General features: G+C 67.2%; 17 protein-coding genes. 9 read left to right on the top strand and 8 right to left on the bottom strand.

The genetic code is table 11. The features are described from left to right. Positions 1-84 precede the first annotated feature (84 nt). Positions 85-810, top strand: coding sequence for an AraC family transcriptional regulator (locus tag ACWDSL_RS32890; RefSeq protein ID WP_450491618.1), 726 nt, complete (start codon positions 85-87; stop codon positions 808-810). A 6-nt stretch (positions 811-816) separates the two neighbouring features. On the opposite strand, the gene ACWDSL_RS32895 is transcribed toward ACWDSL_RS32890, so the two are convergent. The 3 genes from ACWDSL_RS32895 to ACWDSL_RS32905 form a co-directional block, all read right to left on the bottom strand. Continuing rightward, complete coding sequence (locus ACWDSL_RS32895) at positions 817-1,137, bottom strand: GNAT family N-acetyltransferase (protein ID WP_450491619.1); 321 nt, start codon at positions 1,135-1,137, stop codon at positions 817-819. A gap of 239 nt (positions 1,138-1,376) precedes the next feature. After that, a complete protein-coding gene (locus ACWDSL_RS32900; RefSeq protein ID WP_450491620.1) occupies positions 1,377-2,111 on the bottom strand; it encodes an alpha/beta fold hydrolase in 735 nt (244 codons plus the stop codon). A gap of 46 nt (positions 2,112-2,157) precedes the next feature. After that, positions 2,158-3,330: a YbfB/YjiJ family MFS transporter gene (locus tag ACWDSL_RS32905; protein WP_450491621.1), complete on the bottom strand. Its 1,173-nt coding sequence runs from the start codon at positions 3,328-3,330 to the stop codon at positions 2,158-2,160. A 163-nt stretch (positions 3,331-3,493) separates the two neighbouring features. Here ACWDSL_RS32905 and ACWDSL_RS32910 point away from each other — a divergent pair, with 163 nt between their 5' ends. The 3 genes from ACWDSL_RS32910 to ACWDSL_RS32920 all read left to right on the top strand — a co-directional run bounded on the left by ACWDSL_RS32910 (position 3,494) and on the right by ACWDSL_RS32920 (position 7,515). Next, entirely contained in the window at positions 3,494-4,075 is a 582-nt protein-coding gene (locus ACWDSL_RS32910) for a TetR/AcrR family transcriptional regulator (RefSeq protein ID WP_450491622.1), read from the top strand. 786 nt (positions 4,076-4,861) lie between these two features. Next, complete coding sequence (locus ACWDSL_RS32915) at positions 4,862-6,202, top strand: tetratricopeptide repeat protein (protein WP_450491623.1); 1,341 nt, start codon at positions 4,862-4,864, stop codon at positions 6,200-6,202. A 311-nt stretch (positions 6,203-6,513) separates the two neighbouring features. Beyond that, positions 6,514-7,515, top strand: coding sequence for an NAD-dependent epimerase/dehydratase family protein (locus ACWDSL_RS32920; RefSeq protein WP_450491624.1), 1,002 nt, complete (start codon positions 6,514-6,516; stop codon positions 7,513-7,515). 160 nt (positions 7,516-7,675) lie between these two features. Here ACWDSL_RS32920 and ACWDSL_RS32925 read toward each other — a convergent pair whose 3' ends face one another. Next, the gene (locus ACWDSL_RS32925; protein WP_450491625.1) at positions 7,676-8,161 is read right to left on the bottom strand and encodes an N-acetyltransferase family protein; all 486 of its coding nucleotides are present in this window, start codon (positions 8,159-8,161) and stop codon (positions 7,676-7,678) included. A 26-nt stretch (positions 8,162-8,187) separates the two neighbouring features. After that, the gene (locus ACWDSL_RS32930; protein WP_450491626.1) at positions 8,188-8,607 is read right to left on the bottom strand and encodes an ATP-binding protein; all 420 of its coding nucleotides are present in this window, start codon (positions 8,605-8,607) and stop codon (positions 8,188-8,190) included. 174 nt (positions 8,608-8,781) lie between these two features. Between ACWDSL_RS32930 and ACWDSL_RS32935 the strand changes: the two genes are divergently transcribed. Genes ACWDSL_RS32935 through ACWDSL_RS32945 form a run of 3 tightly spaced genes read left to right on the top strand, consistent with a single transcriptional unit; the run spans position 8,782 to position 10,034 of the window. Further along, positions 8,782-9,633, top strand: a complete 852-nt coding sequence (locus tag ACWDSL_RS32935; RefSeq protein WP_450491627.1) for a helix-turn-helix domain-containing protein — start codon at positions 8,782-8,784, stop codon at positions 9,631-9,633. Between the two features lie 10 nt (positions 9,634-9,643). Then, on the top strand, positions 9,644-9,847 hold the full coding sequence (locus tag ACWDSL_RS32940; protein ID WP_450491628.1) for a DUF397 domain-containing protein: 204 nt from the start codon (positions 9,644-9,646) through the stop codon (positions 9,845-9,847). Next, a complete protein-coding gene (locus ACWDSL_RS32945; RefSeq protein ID WP_450491629.1) occupies positions 9,822-10,034 on the top strand; it encodes a DUF397 domain-containing protein in 213 nt (70 codons plus the stop codon). Before ACWDSL_RS32940 ends, ACWDSL_RS32945 begins: the two co-directional genes overlap by 26 nt. A gap of 226 nt (positions 10,035-10,260) precedes the next feature. On the opposite strand, the gene ACWDSL_RS32950 is transcribed toward ACWDSL_RS32945, so the two are convergent. The 3 genes from ACWDSL_RS32950 to ACWDSL_RS32960 all read right to left on the bottom strand — a co-directional run bounded on the left by ACWDSL_RS32950 (position 10,261) and on the right by ACWDSL_RS32960 (position 13,174). Further along, positions 10,261-10,737 (bottom strand): hypothetical protein, encoded by a 477-nt coding sequence (locus ACWDSL_RS32950; protein WP_450491630.1) that lies wholly within the window; start codon positions 10,735-10,737, stop codon positions 10,261-10,263. 76 nt (positions 10,738-10,813) lie between these two features. After that, complete coding sequence (locus ACWDSL_RS32955; protein ID WP_450491631.1) at positions 10,814-12,700, bottom strand: alpha/beta hydrolase; 1,887 nt, start codon at positions 12,698-12,700, stop codon at positions 10,814-10,816. 9 nt (positions 12,701-12,709) lie between these two features. Continuing rightward, the gene (locus ACWDSL_RS32960; protein WP_450491632.1) at positions 12,710-13,174 is read right to left on the bottom strand and encodes a hypothetical protein; all 465 of its coding nucleotides are present in this window, start codon (positions 13,172-13,174) and stop codon (positions 12,710-12,712) included. Between the two features lie 370 nt (positions 13,175-13,544). Between ACWDSL_RS32960 and recO the strand changes: the two genes are divergently transcribed. After that, the gene (recO, locus tag ACWDSL_RS32965; RefSeq protein WP_014179800.1) at positions 13,545-14,294 is read left to right on the top strand and encodes a DNA repair protein RecO; all 750 of its coding nucleotides are present in this window, start codon (positions 13,545-13,547) and stop codon (positions 14,292-14,294) included. Positions 14,295-14,330: 36 nt separating this feature from the next. Beyond that, on the top strand, positions 14,331-15,170 hold the full coding sequence (locus ACWDSL_RS32970; RefSeq protein ID WP_450491633.1) for an isoprenyl transferase: 840 nt from the start codon (positions 14,331-14,333) through the stop codon (positions 15,168-15,170). Positions 15,171-15,257 lie beyond the last annotated feature (87 nt).

Here is a 15,257-nt window from a genome sequence, read left to right on the forward strand (position 1 = left end):
CAACCTTCCCTGGCCGCCGGTGTGACATCACATGTGTGGCCATCCGGCGGGCGCCACCTCTGGCCATCCGGCGAAACAAGCGCGGTGCAGTCGCACGTACGGGGACACCTGGTGTACGCGGCCGGCGGCGTCTTGACGGTGCACACCGAGCGCGGCACGTCGATCGTTCCCGCCAACCGGGTCGCCTGGACCCCCGCAGGGTTCACGCACTATCACCGTGCCCACGGCGACACCGACATGCGGATCGTCTTTCTCGCGCCATCCCTCGCCCGGCTCATATCCGACCACCCCGCCGTGTTCCTGGCCTCCGACCTCGCCCGCGAGCTCCTGCTCGCCCTGACCGGCCCCCGCAACTACGGCGACGGGACGCCCGACTACAGTCGCTCCGCGCGCTCTCGCCTCCTGCGAGTCCTCGTCGACGAACTCCACGAAGCACACGAACAGCCACTGCACCTGCCGGAACCACGGGACGACCGACTGCAAGCCATTGCCCGGATGCTGTACGAGACGCCGGCGGACAATGCCACGCTGGCCGAACTCGGGAAGACGATCGGAGCCAGCACCCGCACCCTCAGCCGGCTGTTCCGCAACGAGCTCGGCATGACCTTCTACGAGTGGCGCACGCAGCTACGCATCTACCACGCACTCGTACTCCTCGCCGACGGCCACGACACCACCCAAACCGCCTACGCCTGCGGATGGGCCAACCCCAGCGGCTTCATCTCGGCATTCACCAACATCATCGGAACGACCCCGGGCCGCTACCGAACCGGTCGCCGGACCACGACGGTGGCCAAGTCCTCGGGGTGAGCCGGTTCACCCCGCGCTGTTCGGTATCCAACGAAGCGTCATGTCGGGCAGGTTCTCCATATTGCGATCACCGTCGTTGATGTCGATGACGGTGAAACCGTGGCGCTCGTAAAACGCGCGGGCATCGGTGTTCTGCTGGAAGACGTGCAGGGACACCCCGTCAGGGCTGTGCCGCCTGACGGCATCGAGCAGTAGCGTGCCGATGCCCTGCCGACGGACGTCCGGGCGCAGATAGAGGTGTTCGAGCATGTCGCCGTCAAGGGCCGCATAGCCGATGATCTCCGCACCACGCACCACGCACCACGCACTGCGACCCAGATACGGCATTGCTTGAGCAGGACGTCCCGGACCCATGGGGTCACCTGCTCGTGATCGCGCTTCTGCGGGGGCAGATAAGGCATGGTTGCCGACCGTGAGTAGCTGTTGTCTTTTCGATCTTGAGCGGTGGACTTCCAGCCGTAAGCGGGGTCGAGGTCCGGGCGGGGCGAACCCGCAGTTGCTTTCGCTTGGCGAGCAACTGCTGAGACGTGTGCGGCTGTGCCCTTTCCAGGCTCAGCGCATGAAGATCACTGTGCGGTCAGCGGCTGAGGCGGACCTGCCGGCGTTGCTGACGCGCCATCCTGGTGACCGATGGGTTCAACGGCCCCCAGCAGGATTTTGACCAGGTCCTCGGGGGCGTCACGCATGAGGTTGTGGCCACTGGCCGGCGCATGCGTCGTCCAGGCGGGGTTCTCTCGCAGCCGTTGGTAGACGGCGGTGAACGGTGAGGGGCTCTCCCATCCCGCCGCATACACGTAGATCCTGCGTCGGATGTGTGCGAGGTCGCCGGTCAGCTGGAGCGGCTGCAGCAGCGACGCGAGTGGGTGGGGGGTGGCGCGTACGTCGAAGAACGGCAGTGGCCGCACCGCGTAGCCGGTGTCCACCACGTCCATGTACCAGCGCCGTTCCTGATCCGTGACCAGGGCCCAGCAGGAGTCGCCATGCTCGGGCACCATGGCGTCCAGATACACCAGGGAGGCGACGCGGCCGGGTGCGCGGTCGGCGGCGCCGGTGATGACCATGCCTCCGTAGCTGTGGCCGACCAGCATCGCGTCGCGTATGTTCTCGGCCTCCAACACGCCGGTGACATCCTGAATGTGTGTGTCGAGGTTCACCGCACCGGGCATCAGGTGGCTGCGTTCACCGAGTCCGGTCAATGTCATCGGGTGGACGGTGTGCCCGTGGGCGCGCAACTCCTCGGTGAGCTCTTCGAAGCACCAGCCACCGTGGCACATCCCGGGGATGAGTACGAAGTTCGCCATTGTCCTTCTTCCTTTCGCTCTGGATCGGGCTTCGGGGAAGCCTGGGTCATATGCGTGTCTGGACGACGCCTTGCGGCGGTCCAGGACGTCTGTGTCCGGTGGCGGCGATCAGGGCCGCCGCGGCGCACAGGAGCGCGGTCCACCCAAGGGTTGCCTCGGTGGAGGTGTGGTCGGCGGCCACGCCGGCGATCCACGGCCCGGCCGTCTGCCCGGCAGCGAACACCGTGGTGAACGCCGCCAGAGTGGCGGTCCAGTCGGCGGGAGCGGTGTGGGTGTTGATGAGGGTGGTGACGGCGGCGGGGACCGCCATGAACGTCGCCCCGTAGACCAGTGCCGACAGCAGAATGACGGGTGGCGTGGGCGCCGCCAGTGCCAGCGCCGATCCAGCGCCGAGGACGGCGAGCAGCGTCGCCAGGGCTCGCGTACCGGGCCACTGGGCGGCCGGGCGGCTCCACAGCGCCGGCGCCGCGATGACCGCCAGGCCCAGCACCGTCCAGGTGAGTACTACCTGCCCGAGTGAGGCGTTCCGATCGGCCAGGTAAGCAGACAGGAAGGTGATGTAGGTGATGTACCCGGCGGCGAACAACAGGTAGGCCAGGGCCGGTCTCCGCAGGGAGCGCAACCGCGCACGGCCGGATCCTGTGCGCTGCGTGTCGTCCTGCGTGCTCGCCGCGGTCCAGCTCACCGCAGTCGCGAGCGCGGCGGCGAGGGCCAGGCCACCCCAGGCCAGGCGCCAGTGCTCGCCCAGGGCCGGGATGGCCGCACCGCTGACCACGATTCCCAGCCCTGTGCCGGCGAAGTACACGGTGACGGGCAGGCCGGAGCCGCCGCGGGCGGCGATACGTGACGCGATCACCCCACCGGTGACGAACACGACCGCTCCCGTCATTCCGGCGAGGGCCCGCGCGGCCAGCAGCGCCACGTAAGCATTGCTGACGACAGTGGAGGCCAGCGACACAGCGGTCAGCGCCATCCCCGCGCGGAAGGCGGCGGTGGTGCCCCACCGGCGGACGATCGTGGAGGTCGCCAGTGCACCGACGAGATAACCCAGTCCGTTGGCGGTGCCCATTCCGCCGGCCTCGGCCAGGGTCCAGTGCAGATCCTCCCGCATGGCCGGCAGCAGCAGTCCGTAGGCGAAGCGGGCCAGCCCCAGTGCCGAGGCCGTACCCAGCGCCAACCGCGCGGCCTGTCCTGTGGTCTGCCGAGTCGGCGACCTCATCAGTCCCGCTTCCGGGAGGCCCGGCGGCCACCACGCGACAGTGCGAGCGGGGCCGGAGCGTCCCGGTGTTCGCAGGGGTCGAACATGACAACTCCAAGATCGAACCGAACGGTACGATCCGGGACTCTAGCAGGTGATCGAACCGTCCGGTACCATCTCTGTCATGCCGGTCCCCAAAGGCTCGACGATCGACCCGACGCGCACCCGTGCCGCCATCCTGGAAGCGGCCACTCCGCTGCTGTACGAGCGCGGCCTCGACAGGGTCGGCGTCGCCGAACTGTGCGCCCGCCTCGGAATTTCCAAGGAGACGCTCTACCGGCACTTCGGCACCAAGGACGGGCTGGTCCAGGCCATGCTGGAGGCGCGTAGCGAACGGGTCACCGGATGGCTGGCCAAGACCGTCGCAGCCGCCGGGAACGACCCTGCCGAGCAACTCGCCGCAGTATTCGACGCCCTCCAGGAGTGGTACGACGACCCCGTCTTCCGTGGCTGCGCAATGCTGAACGCGGCCGCCCAGCACTACGACGAGACCGTGCGGACCATCACCGCGCGTCACCTGGACGGCTACCTGGAGCTCCTGACCGGCATCGCCCGGCGAGCAGGGGCCGCCGACCCGCAGTCCCTGGGACGGCAATGGCTCATGCTGCTCGAAGGAGCGACCGCCGTCGCCGCACACCACGACGTGGCCGGCGCGGGTGAGCACGCCCGCCGGGCCGCGCTCACCTTGTTGTCCGCCACCCTCTGAGCCGACCCGGCGCCGTGCTGCGGGACGACCCACACAGGTCTGGAATGTTAAGTAGCTGTTGTCTTGTCAGCTCTTCGTCAATCTGCGGGGCTACGACCCCGGCGAACCCGTCACCGCGGACCAAGCACTGCGTCGATTCTTGCGCGCGCTCGGCGTGCCGGCCGACCAGATTCCCCAGGATGTCGATGCTGCCGCCGCTTTGTACCGCACGCTGCTCGCCGAGCGACGCGTCCTGATCCTGCTCGACAACGCCGCCACGGTCAGCCAGGTGCGGCCGCTCCTGCCCGGCACTGGTAACAGTCTGGTAGTGGTGACCAGCCGCAACCGGCTCGCCGGCCTCACCGTACGAGACGGGGCCCGCCGTCTGACGCTCGGCACCCTTCCCGAGCCTGAGGCGATTGCCTTACTGCGCGCGGTCACCAGCGGCTATCGGCCCGGAGACGATGGGGGAAAGCTGACCGAACTGGCGCGTCTTTGCGCGCGGCTGCCGCTCGCCTTACGTATCGCGGCAGAGCGCGCTGCCAGTCATCCTCATATGAGGATCGACGATCTCATCTCTGACTTGCGGGACGAGTCGGCGCTGTGGGACGCGCTCAGCACCGGCATCGACGAGGAAGCAGAGGCGGTCCACTCGGTTTTCGCCTGGTCCTACCGCGCCCTGCCGGAATCCTCCGCGCGGCTTTTTCGCCTGCTGGGAATTCATCCGGGTCCCGAGTTCAGCCTCCACGCGGCCGCGGCCCTCTGTGAGCTCAGCCTCAGCCGCCGAGGCAACTCCTGGACGATCTCGTGGGCGCCCACCTGCTTGAACAAACCGCGCCGGACCGATTCCAGTTCCACGACCTACTGCGTGCCTTCGCCACCGGTCAGGCGCAGAGCGATGAACCCGCGGAGCAACGGAACGCGGCCCTGCGCCGTGTGCTGGACTGGTATCTGCATACTGCTGACGCGGCGCAGAGCTGGCTCAGACCTTCCGAGAAGCGCCTCCTCCCGGCGGCCTCGACAGCTTCCGTGCCTCCTCTGGCCTTCGCCGATTACAACGCGGCGGCGGACTGGGCGGACCGCGAACACACGACTCTGCCCCGTTTGGTTCCGGCCGCCGTATCAGCCGGGCTCGACACTCTCGCCTGGCAGTTGGCCGAGGCGCTGTGGAGTGCCCGCTACCCGTCAGCGCCAGGCAGTGACTGGATCGACACGATGCGTGCCGGTCTGGCGGCCGCGGAACGGGCGGACGAACCGGGTGCCCAAATCCGATTGCTCAACTACCTCGGCATGGCCTACCGGAAATACCGCCGTCTCGACGAGGGCATGGAATGTCACCGACGAGCGAGGGAACTCGCGCACAGGACAGTCATGCCCATCGAAGAGGCGCGCTCGCTGAATCTCATCGGCCTGATTCACCTCGAGAGCCGCCAACTCGACCCGGCCGCCGACCACTTCGAGCGTGCCGCTGTGATCTTCCGTGACGCGGATGAACCTCGCAGAGCGGCCATGGCCCTGTCCAACATGGCCAGCACCCGTCTCGACGCGGGCCGCCTGCCTGAGGCCGAGCAGGCCGCCCAACAGGCTCTCGTCGCCCACCGAGCCCTGAACAACGAAAGAAGCGTGGGCAACGCCTTGTACATCGTCGCCGAGCTCCGCCGCGAGCAAGGTGAACTCACAGCGGCACGGCGTGCGATCGACGAAGCCCTCGACATTGCGCTCAACCTCAGGAGTCACGTCCTGGAGGGCTTTTGGCTGCTGACTCTGGGCGATATCCAGCGTGTCGCCGGGCAGTACGGCGACGCGCTGACCTCGTACCAGCGGTCCGCCAAGCTGCATCGCCGTCTCGGCGACCGCAGCCGAGAAGCCCTCGCCTGGCGGGGCACCGGGCAGACCTATGCGGCGATGGATCGCTACGAGGAGGCCGCCGCGTTTCATCGTCAGGCCGCTGCCATGCACGGACAGCTCGACGATGCATGGCAGCACGCCTTGGAACTCGACCACCTGGCGGTCGTCGTGGACATGGCGGACCCTCAAGCGGCCCGCGCCCACTGGGCCGAGGCCCTGTCCCACTTGACCGCGTACACCGACCCCCGGGCCGTGGCGGTGCGGTCCCGCGTTGAGGGGCGTCTGGCCGATCCCGCGTAGGTTTCGTCATTCGGTGAGCGGGCGGCGCGGCTCGAGCCAGAGGCGCTTGTGGCTGGGGTGGGCGCTGCTCTCGGTGCCCCCTTCACCGCGGCGCGCTCGCACGCACCATGAGCGTCCCGACTGTGCGTCCTGGGTGATAAGGCGTGCGGCTCCCGGGCGGTGCGGCGTGAGTTGCGGCGCCGCCGGATCATGCCGGTGACCTCCCGTAAGGGCGCCCCAAGGGGCAGACCGCCCCGGTGTGCCCTGGCGGATCTCTCTGCCCTCGGCGAAGCAGGGACGTGCATGCTCACGGCCTGTGTTTGAGTGACCTGATGAAGATCTTGGTGCTGGGCGGAACGGCATGGGTGGGCCGCGAGGTCTCGCGGCAGGCACTGGAACGTGGGCATCGGGTGACCTGCCTGGCCCGCGGGGAGAGCGGCGAGGTGGCCCAGGGCGCCGAGTTGGTCGCTGCGGACAGACGTGACCCGTCGGTGTACGAAAGCCTGCTGGGACAGGACTGGGATGCCGTGGTCGAGGTCTCGTGGCAGCCAGGCTTCGTCCGCGGGGCCCTGGCGGCGCTCGGCGAGCGCACGGGCCATTGGTCGTACGTGTCGTCGGTCAGCGCGTATGCCTCGCATGCGCAGCTGGACGCGGACGAGTCGGCGCCAGTGCTCCCGGCGGCCGAGCGGGACGAGGTCGGCCACGCCGAGTTCGGGGAGGCCAAGGTGGCCTGCGAGGAGGCCGCGGCGGCCGCGGTGGGCGACCGGCTCCTCATCGCGCGGGCGGGGCTGATCGGTGGCCCTGGTGACCACAGCGGTCGCTCTGGGTACTGGGTCGCCCGCGCGGCCCGCGAGCCGCTGGCCCCGCTGCTGGTGCCGGCTTGCCGTGGCATCCCGACGCAGGTGGTTGACGCGCGAGACCTCGCTGCATGGTTGCTCGACTGTGCGGAGAACGGGAGGACCGGAACGTACAACGCGGTCGGCCCGATCGTGCCCTTCGGGGAGTGGGTCGCGCTGTCGAGGGAGATCGGCGGGCACACCGGGCCGGTGGTGGAGGCGGATGACGACTGGCTGCTCGGGCAGAAGGTGGTCCAGGCCATGGGCCCGGAGTCGCTCGCGCTGTGGGTGGCCGACGCGGACTGGGCCGGCTTCGGCGCCCGCAATGGCGCAGCGGCGACCGCGGCCGGCCTGCGGCACCGGCCTCGGGCGGAGCTCCTGGCGCAGACCCTGCGCTGGGAGCGGGAGCAGGGCCTGAACCGGCCCCGCCGGGCCGGCCTCAGCAGCCGGCGCGAGCGCGAACTGCTGGAAACGTGGGGTAGAGCGGTGCGGGGGTAGGCGCGCGACCGGAGGACTCGGCCGCACCGCCACACCTCGCCATGATGCTGTTACGAGCTCTTTGCGGCATGGGGCCCCACCCACCCCCTTGCAAAAAACCGCTTGATGAGTCGTTTGTTGGAGAGCAAGTGTTTTTTTGCAGGGGGGTGGGTGGGGGCCCTCAAGCGGGCTCGCCCTCGGCGCTCTCCGGTATCCAGCGAAGCGTCATGTCGGGCAGGTTCTCCATGTTGCGATCACCGTCGTTGGTGTCGAGAACGGTGAACCCGTGGCGCTCGTAGAACGCGCGGGCGTCGGTGTTCTGCTGAAAGACGTGCAGGGACACCCCGTCAGGGCTGTGCCGCCTGACCTCGTCGAGCAGTAGCGTGCCGATGCCCTGCCGGCGGACGTCCGGGCGTAGATAGAGGTGTTCGAGCATGTCGCCGTCAAGGGCCGCATAGCCGATGATCTCCGCATCGCGCACTGCGACCCAGGTACGGCATCGCTTGAGCAGGACGTCCCGGACCCATTGGGTCACCTGCTCGTGATCGCGCTTCTGCGAGGGAAGGTAGGGCATGGTTGCCGACCGTGAGGCCAAATGGATGCGCGCGATCACGGCTGCATCCGCTGCCTCGGCGAATCTGATCCGAGGTTTGCCGTCATCGCTCATGTCGGGAACTTACCCGGCCGCTGCCGTCATTCGGGGAGCGGGTCGCGCAGCTCGAACCAGATGTGCTTGCCGGTGGGCTGCGCGCCGCTTTCCCAGGTGACACCGCATGCGTGGGCGAGTTGCTTCATGAGGAAGAGGCCGCGGCCGCTTTCCTCGTCGGCCTCCGCCTTGTGCGGGCGGGGGAGGTCGTCTGGGGAACTGTCGCGTACGGCGATGGTGGCGATGCGGTCCCGTACGAGGGTGTCGATGTGGATGACGGGGGTGGCTGTGTGCTGGTGGACGTTGGTGACCGCCTCCGATACGAGGAGGCGGGCCGTGTCCGCGAGGTCGTCCAGGCCGTTGGCCTGGAGGAGGGCGGCGATCGCGTCGCGGCAGGCTTTGGGGCTCTTGGGGGAGTTGGGGGCGCTGAGTCGGTAGGCGTAGGCGGGTTCGGCGACTTCGGGCATGGCGGTGTCTCCCAACGCGGTGCGTGATGGTTCCGATGCGCTGTGCTATCGGGACCATACGGCATGTGGATGCAGCTATGCATCCATATCTGCTGGATTCGTGCAGCCGATCGTGGAATCGGGTAGTGTCGCTGCCACACTGTGTGACGGAATGGGTAAGGGGAGGGTTCGCACATGCCGCAGAAGGCAGCCCCGACCGCGCGACAGCGCCGTGTTGGCGCGGAGTTGCGCAAGATGCGTGAGCACGCCGGGATGACGGTGGCTTATGCGGCACAGCAACTGGGTGCCGAAGGGGCGCGGGTCAGCAACATGGAGGCTGGACGCCTCGGCGTGAGCGAGGAGCGCGTCAGGATGCTGGCCGCCATCTACTCGTGCGGTGACCAGGCGTATGTGGATGCTCTCGCGGCCATGGCCACCGAGCGCGGCCGAGGTTGGTGGGATGAGTATCAGGGCAGGATGACTGCCAGCGCCCTTGATCTTGCCGAGCTCGAATTCCGGGCCGTGAGCCTGCGTGCCGTGCAGATCATGCACATCCCGGGTCTCCTGCAGACCGAGGACTACGCGAAGGCCGTGTTCTCCATCGCTGAGCCGGAACCGACCCCCGCGCAACTTCGCGTGAGCCTGTCCTTCCGCCTGCGTCGCCGCGATGTCCTGGATCGGGACGATCCGCCGCCGTGCACCTTCCTGATTCACGAGGCTGCCTTGAGGATGGAGTTCGGTGGTTCCAAGGTGGCCCGTGGCCAGTTGGAGCGCGTCCTTGAGACATCGGAGCGGGACAATGTCACAGTGCGAGCCATCCCCTTCTCCGCCGGAGGTTTCCCCAACGCCGGAGTCTCCGCTGCCTGTGTGCGCGGGGCGGTGCCACAGTTGGATACGGTGCAGCTCGACGCACCCACCGGTGTGATGTTCCTTGACGGAGAGACCCACCTCGCCAACTACCGGCGGATCCTCGATCGGACGGAAGATCTGTCCCTCACACCGGAAGACACGCGCGATTTCATTCTTGCCATCGCACAACGACTCTGAAGGCATGGAGATGTCCCACATACAGTGGCGGAAGTCCTCCTACTCGGCGGACGCCCCAGACAACGCCTGCGTCGAGCTGGCCCACACCCCCGGCTCGGCAATCCTGCTCCGCGAGAGCGACGACCCGCAGGTGATCATCGAGAGCTCCCCGGCCGCCCTTCGGGCGCTGATACGAGGGATCAAGACCGGTGAGTTCGACTCCCTGGCCGGCTGAGGGTTGGCGGAAGTCGTCGTACTCAGGTGACGCGGCCAACAACTGCGTCGAGCTCGTCCGAACCCCGGACAGCATCCTTCTGCGGGAGAGCGACGAACCGCACACCGTGATCGCAACCACCCCCGCCGCCCTCCGCGCCTTCACCCGCGCCGCGAAGGCCGGGCGGTTCGATCCACTGCCCCACTAGGGGGTGTCTGGGGGCTTTGCCCCCGGAGCCCGGGGTCTGGGGCGGTGCCCCCACGCGGCGGAGCCCCAAGTCGGCAGGGGCCGGGAAGGGGCGGGGTGGGGTAGCTGTGTGGTCAGGGGCGGCCTTCGGCAGGTCGCCCCTCGACCGTGCGACAGCGCCGCAGGTAGGGGCAGCGCGGCGGGCGACTGCTTGGCGTCCGCGGGCGGTCGCGTTTCAGGATGGGGCGTCAGTAGTTGTCGCGGTCGACTCCCTTGGGGGTTCGGTAGATGGGAGACCCGACGGAGAACACGATTCGGTCGTTCTTGGGCGCGGACGCATGCGCGTCTTTTCCGGAGCTGCTGACCCAGAGCTCCGCGGACAACGAGTACTTGTCCTTTTCGTGTACGGCCTCTATCTCCAACTGGCGGTCCGTTGAATTCACGTGCCCGAAACGAGTGATACGCCACCCCTCCTTCGGAAGTTCTTCACGCAAGCGGTTGAAGCCGCGCGTCAACTCCCGCTCAGACAGGCGAGAGATGGACCAGAAATGCTGGACGAAATACTCCCGTTCCCCCTGTTGGGAGGGCATTGCCGCAGGTCCGGCCGGCGACACTTTCCCTTGGAGTCGGACCATGTCGAACACGTCACTGGACAGCTTTTTGACGTGCTCCTTGGCCTGCGTTGGATGCATTTCCTTCGGAGCCGCACCACCCGAGTCACTCATGGATCCGCACCCCACGACACATAGGAGAACCGCCGCAGCGAGCAGTACCCGTCGACATCGCCACACCTTCCACACGTCAGAGGCCCCAAGCCGACGGCTCACGCCAGTCGACCGGCAGAAGTGATCCATCGTCGCGTGGCTTCAACTCCACCTTTCCGTATTCTCCCACGATGACCCTTCCTTGGTTCTCGATGCTGAGACTCGGCTTATTTTTGTCGTCGTCGTAGTCCCAGTAGCCGCTGTGCCCCTCAGTATCAGTGGCCATCTGGTTGGCGCCGAAGACCGGGTCAGTTGGGTCGATGCCCGAGACCCCGCCCCCGTGGCCGAAGCGACCAATGCCGTTTACCAAATCGTCACCCTTGGCGTGCTCATTCCAGACATGCCCCTTACCCACGCTCAGATCTGCGGCATTTTCCACCCGGGCGCCAGGGCTGCCGGCGAACACGATGTCGTCGACGCCGAGGTCCCTGTCTTCGGCCACGGCGCCGATGACCGTGGTCCCATACGAATGCGCGATTGCGGTGATATGAGCGTCGGAGCCAGACTTGTTCGCGGCGTTGAGGCCGTCGATGAACTGGCCGTACGCACCTACAGCATTGTCCGCGTATTTATCCCGGGTGGCGTCCGAGAGTTCCGGTGGCGCATCGTAGCCTATCCAGGTAACGGTCGATACTTCCTGATCGGTCATACGCTGGGATGTTTTCCACAAGTTCACCCCGCGATTGATGTCTCCATTGCTGTTGCTGAGCGAGGCTCCGGTTCCAGGTGTGTACACCGCGATGTGATCCGCGTCATCAGGGTTTCCGTTGGCGACGATGGCCCGCCCCCGCCCTTCCGCGCTGAATCCCAGCAGATACGCCTCCGGCAGACCGTCGTCTCCGGTCCTGTCAAAGCGGCGCTGAATGGCGTCCATACCCTTCAAGGATTCGTTAATCCTGGTTCTTTCCCTGTCCCACGCCTGCCAGGCCAGCGTCACCTGCTTTTCCCCCTGAACGGGAAGATGAGTTATGTTGTTCCACTTTTGCTCGTACTTCGCGGGCTCATTCTTGCCGAGCTCGTCGAGTTTCAGGTTGAGTTCCGCACGGGTTTCGGCGAGCACAGTCCGGTTCGCTTCGTCGCGCACGGCTGCGGGCAAACCGTCACGTTTGCCGAGCCCTGCTGGATCGAGGGCGAGGTAAGCGTCCTGCTCATTCTTCGAGAGGTTCTTCCACCACGTGGCGTTCTCTTCCGGATTGCTGTCCTTCAGGGGCGCTTTGATGGCGTCCAGGTAGTCCTTCGCACTGCGGCGGACACCACCCATGTCCCTCTTCGCGTCGGCCCAGTCCTCGGCGGCGACGACCAGATCGTCGTCAGCCTTCAACTTGCGCAGCTCAGGGGCCCACTTTTCGTCGGCCCGGGTGGCCTGGTGGACGGCTTGCGCAATGCGGTTGGCGATGACCAACGCGCGGTCGTAATTCGGGTTGTCGTAGAGGTTCGATGCCTGGCGCTCGAGAGCCTTGGCCGTGTCGTTCGCGTCCCCAGCAGGGTCGATCGGGTTGCCGGTGGACTTCCTGGCACTGCCCGTGACCGTACCGCCCTCGGGCACTTTGCCGTCGACCTTGTCGCCGGCCGACGGGTAGCTCACCGAGCCGTCGGAGTGCACGGTGAACTGTGCGGCAGCGGCATCCTCCACAGCGGCGTCGAGTTTGTTCTTGGCTGCCCGCAGTTCGTAGGCCAGAGAGTTGAGAGCGGTGGTGATGAGTGCGCATTCGACCTGGGTGTAATGGAAGTTCGTGGCCAGCTTCCGGAGTTTCCGGACAGCCTCGTCCACGGCTTCGCCCTCGAGCGATTTCCGCATGCCCGCGGTCACTTGCTGCTCGATGTCGTCCTTGGCCTGACTCGCCATGTCGCCGACGGTCCGATAGCCGCCCGCCGCGTCCTCGAACTCAGACGGTTTGAGGGACTTGAGGGTCGAGTAATCCACTGGTCCGCGTCACCGCCCCTGGCTCTCGCCACCGACGGACTTCGTGTCCTTGTACAGGCCGTCCCATCGATCGAATGCGCGCTCGATGGCCGCGTCGTTCTCGTAGTAGTGATCCCCGGCCTTCTGGAGCCGGTCCTGAAAGGTGCCGCACTTGCCGCTCACACCTTTCAGATAGCGCTTCCAGGAGAGGTAGAGCTCCCGCTGGGCCGCTGAGCTCTCGATACCGCCGCCGGTCTCGCTGCCCGCGCCCAGGCCCTTCTGCTCTTCCTCCAGCTTTGTCAGCGCGGTCTTGATGTTCCCCCGCAGCTCGCCGACTCCCCGACCCGCCTCCGTCCACGCGTTCTTGCTGGACTTCACGCTGCCCGATCCCTCTTGCTCCCAGTCGGGCTTGTCACCGGCGCCCGCGAGGCTCATCCTGGTCTCCCCGGATGTCTCGCGCTTCATCTGCGCCCATTCCGCCTCGAACGTGGACATGCGCTTCCCTCCCCCTCGTACTGCACACCCGGCAGCGATGTGCAAAACGATCATCCTAGCGTCACGCCGACGTCACGGCGCGTGTCGCTGTCTCAATATTCACCACAAACGCACAGGTGAGCGCTTAAGTCGCCGGGACTGGGCCGAGCCGTGAGGCCCCGCGTCCCCGCGGAGCGGACCGCGTACAGTCGGCCCGGCGCGCGGCGCCGGGCCCGCCGCGCTCACGAGCACCGGGGGACCGCATGCCAGGGGGCCGACTCGCGCGCCGAGGCCATCGACTTCCAGATGGCGACTGCGCCATCGCCCACTTCGCCACCGCCTGAGCAGGCGACGTTCTCCGCGGTGTCCGCCGTCATGGAGAATGAGCGCCATGAGTCTGTTCCGCGACGACGGCATCGTGCTGCGCACTCAGAAGCTGGGTGAGGCGGACCGGATCATCACGCTGCTCACCCGTGGTCACGGCCGGGTGCGGGCCGTGGCGCGGGGGGTGCGGCGGACGAAGTCGAAGTTCGGGGCGCGGCTGGAGCCGTTCAGCCATGTCGACGTGCAGTTCTTCTCGCGCGGGGGCGGCGAGCTGGTCGGCCGCGGGCTGCCGCTGTGCACGCAGAGTGAGACCATCGCTCCGTACGGCAGCGCCATCGTGACCGACTACGCCCGCTACACCGCCGGTACGGCGATGCTGGAGACCGCCGAGCGGTTCACCGATCACGAGGGCGAGCCCGCCATGCAGCAGTATCTGCTGCTGGTCGGCGCGCTGCGCACCCTCGCGTCGGGGGAGCATGAGCCGCATCTGATCCTGGACGCGTTTCTCCTCCGTTCCCTCGCCGTGAACGGTTATGCGCCGAGTTTCGACAACTGTGCGAAGTGCGGCATGCCCGGGCCGAACCGGTTCTTCTCGGTCGGCGCGGGCGGGGTGATCTGCGGGGAGTGCCGGGTGCCCGGAAGCGTCGTACCCTCGGCGGAGGCGCTGATGCTGCTGGGTGCGCTGCTGACCGGGGACTGGGAGACCGCGGACGCGTGTGAGGCTCGGCATGCCCGGGAGGGCAGTGGGCTCGTGGCGGCGTATTTGCACTGGCACCTGGAGCGGGGGCTCCGGTCGCTTCGGTATGTAGAGAAATAAGGCGCGGAAGCTAGTTGAGAGGGAGACGGCAGGCACATGGCACGACGCGGGATTCTGGGCCGACAGCGGCGCGAGTACCGGGCCCCGGACCCGCACCCTTCGGGTGCCCGTCCGCCGAAGATCCCCAGTGAGCTGGTGCCCAGGCATGCGGCCGTCATCATGGACGGCAACGGACGCTGGGCCAAGGAGCGCGGGCTGCCGCGCACCGAGGGGCACAGGGTGGGCGAGGGCGTGGTCCTCGATGTGCTCAAGGGGTGTCTGGAGATCGGGGTGAAGAACCTTTCCCTCTACGCCTTCTCCACCGAGAACTGGAAGCGCTCGCCCGACGAGGTGCGCTTCCTGATGAACTTCAACCGGGACGTCATCCGCCGCCGCCGCGACGAGATGGACGAGATGGGTATCCGGATCCGCTGGGCTGGGCGGATGCCGAAGCTGTGGAAGTCCGTGGCGCAGGAGCTCCAGGTCGCGCAGGAGCAGACCAAGGACAACGACGCCATGACCATGTACTTCTGCATGAACTACGGAGGCCGGGCCGAGGTCGCGGACGCGGCGAAGGCGCTGGCGGAGGATGTCAGGGCGGGCCGTCTTGACCCGTCGAAGGTGAACGAGAAGACCTTCGCGAAGTACCTCTACTACCCCGATATGCCGGATGTGGATCTCTTCCTGCGGCCCTCGGGCGAGCAGCGCACATCGAACTATCTGATCTGGCAGAGCGCCTACGCGGAGATGGTCTACCAGGACGTGCTGTGGCCGGACTTCGACCGCCGCGACCTGTGGCGGGCCTGCCTGGAGTACGCCTCGCGCGACCGCCGCTTCGGCGGGGCGATCCCGAACGAGGTGCAGCAGAAGGACGGTTCCCAGCCGGGTCCGCAGTAACGCCGACCGACCGACCGCCCCGTCGCGCAGGCAGCAGTGACTCTGCGGTGAGTTTGGGACACCGACACGCCGTTGGCCAGCGCGGTG

The organism is Streptomyces sp. NPDC000941 (assembly GCF_053599555.1).

What these genes read in the sequence shown, in the direction of transcription:
- ACWDSL_RS32895 (WP_450491619.1), bottom strand. Translation starts at nt 1,137, where the DNA reads ATGCCGTATCTGGGTCGCAGTGCGTGGTGCGTGGTGCGTGGTGCGGAG.
- ACWDSL_RS32900 (WP_450491620.1), bottom strand. Translation starts at nt 2,111, where the DNA reads ATGGCGAACTTCGTACTCATCCCCGGGATGTGCCACGGTGGCTGGTGC.
- ACWDSL_RS32905 (WP_450491621.1), bottom strand. Translation starts at nt 3,330, where the DNA reads ATGAGGTCGCCGACTCGGCAGACCACAGGACAGGCCGCGCGGTTGGCG.
- ACWDSL_RS32910 (WP_450491622.1), top strand. Translation starts at nt 3,494, where the DNA reads ATGCCGGTCCCCAAAGGCTCGACGATCGACCCGACGCGCACCCGTGCC.
- ACWDSL_RS32920 (WP_450491624.1), top strand. Translation starts at nt 6,514, where the DNA reads ATGAAGATCTTGGTGCTGGGCGGAACGGCATGGGTGGGCCGCGAGGTC.
- ACWDSL_RS32925 (WP_450491625.1), bottom strand. Translation starts at nt 8,161, where the DNA reads ATGAGCGATGACGGCAAACCTCGGATCAGATTCGCCGAGGCAGCGGAT.
- ACWDSL_RS32930 (WP_450491626.1), bottom strand. Translation starts at nt 8,607, where the DNA reads ATGCCCGAAGTCGCCGAACCCGCCTACGCCTACCGACTCAGCGCCCCC.
- ACWDSL_RS32935 (WP_450491627.1), top strand. Translation starts at nt 8,782, where the DNA reads ATGCCGCAGAAGGCAGCCCCGACCGCGCGACAGCGCCGTGTTGGCGCG.
- ACWDSL_RS32940 (WP_450491628.1), top strand. Translation starts at nt 9,644, where the DNA reads ATGTCCCACATACAGTGGCGGAAGTCCTCCTACTCGGCGGACGCCCCA.
- ACWDSL_RS32950 (WP_450491630.1), bottom strand. Translation starts at nt 10,737, where the DNA reads ATGAGTGACTCGGGTGGTGCGGCTCCGAAGGAAATGCATCCAACGCAG.
- ACWDSL_RS32960 (WP_450491632.1), bottom strand. Translation starts at nt 13,174, where the DNA reads ATGTCCACGTTCGAGGCGGAATGGGCGCAGATGAAGCGCGAGACATCC.
- recO (WP_014179800.1), top strand. Translation starts at nt 13,545, where the DNA reads ATGAGTCTGTTCCGCGACGACGGCATCGTGCTGCGCACTCAGAAGCTG.
- ACWDSL_RS32970 (WP_450491633.1), top strand. Translation starts at nt 14,331, where the DNA reads ATGGCACGACGCGGGATTCTGGGCCGACAGCGGCGCGAGTACCGGGCC.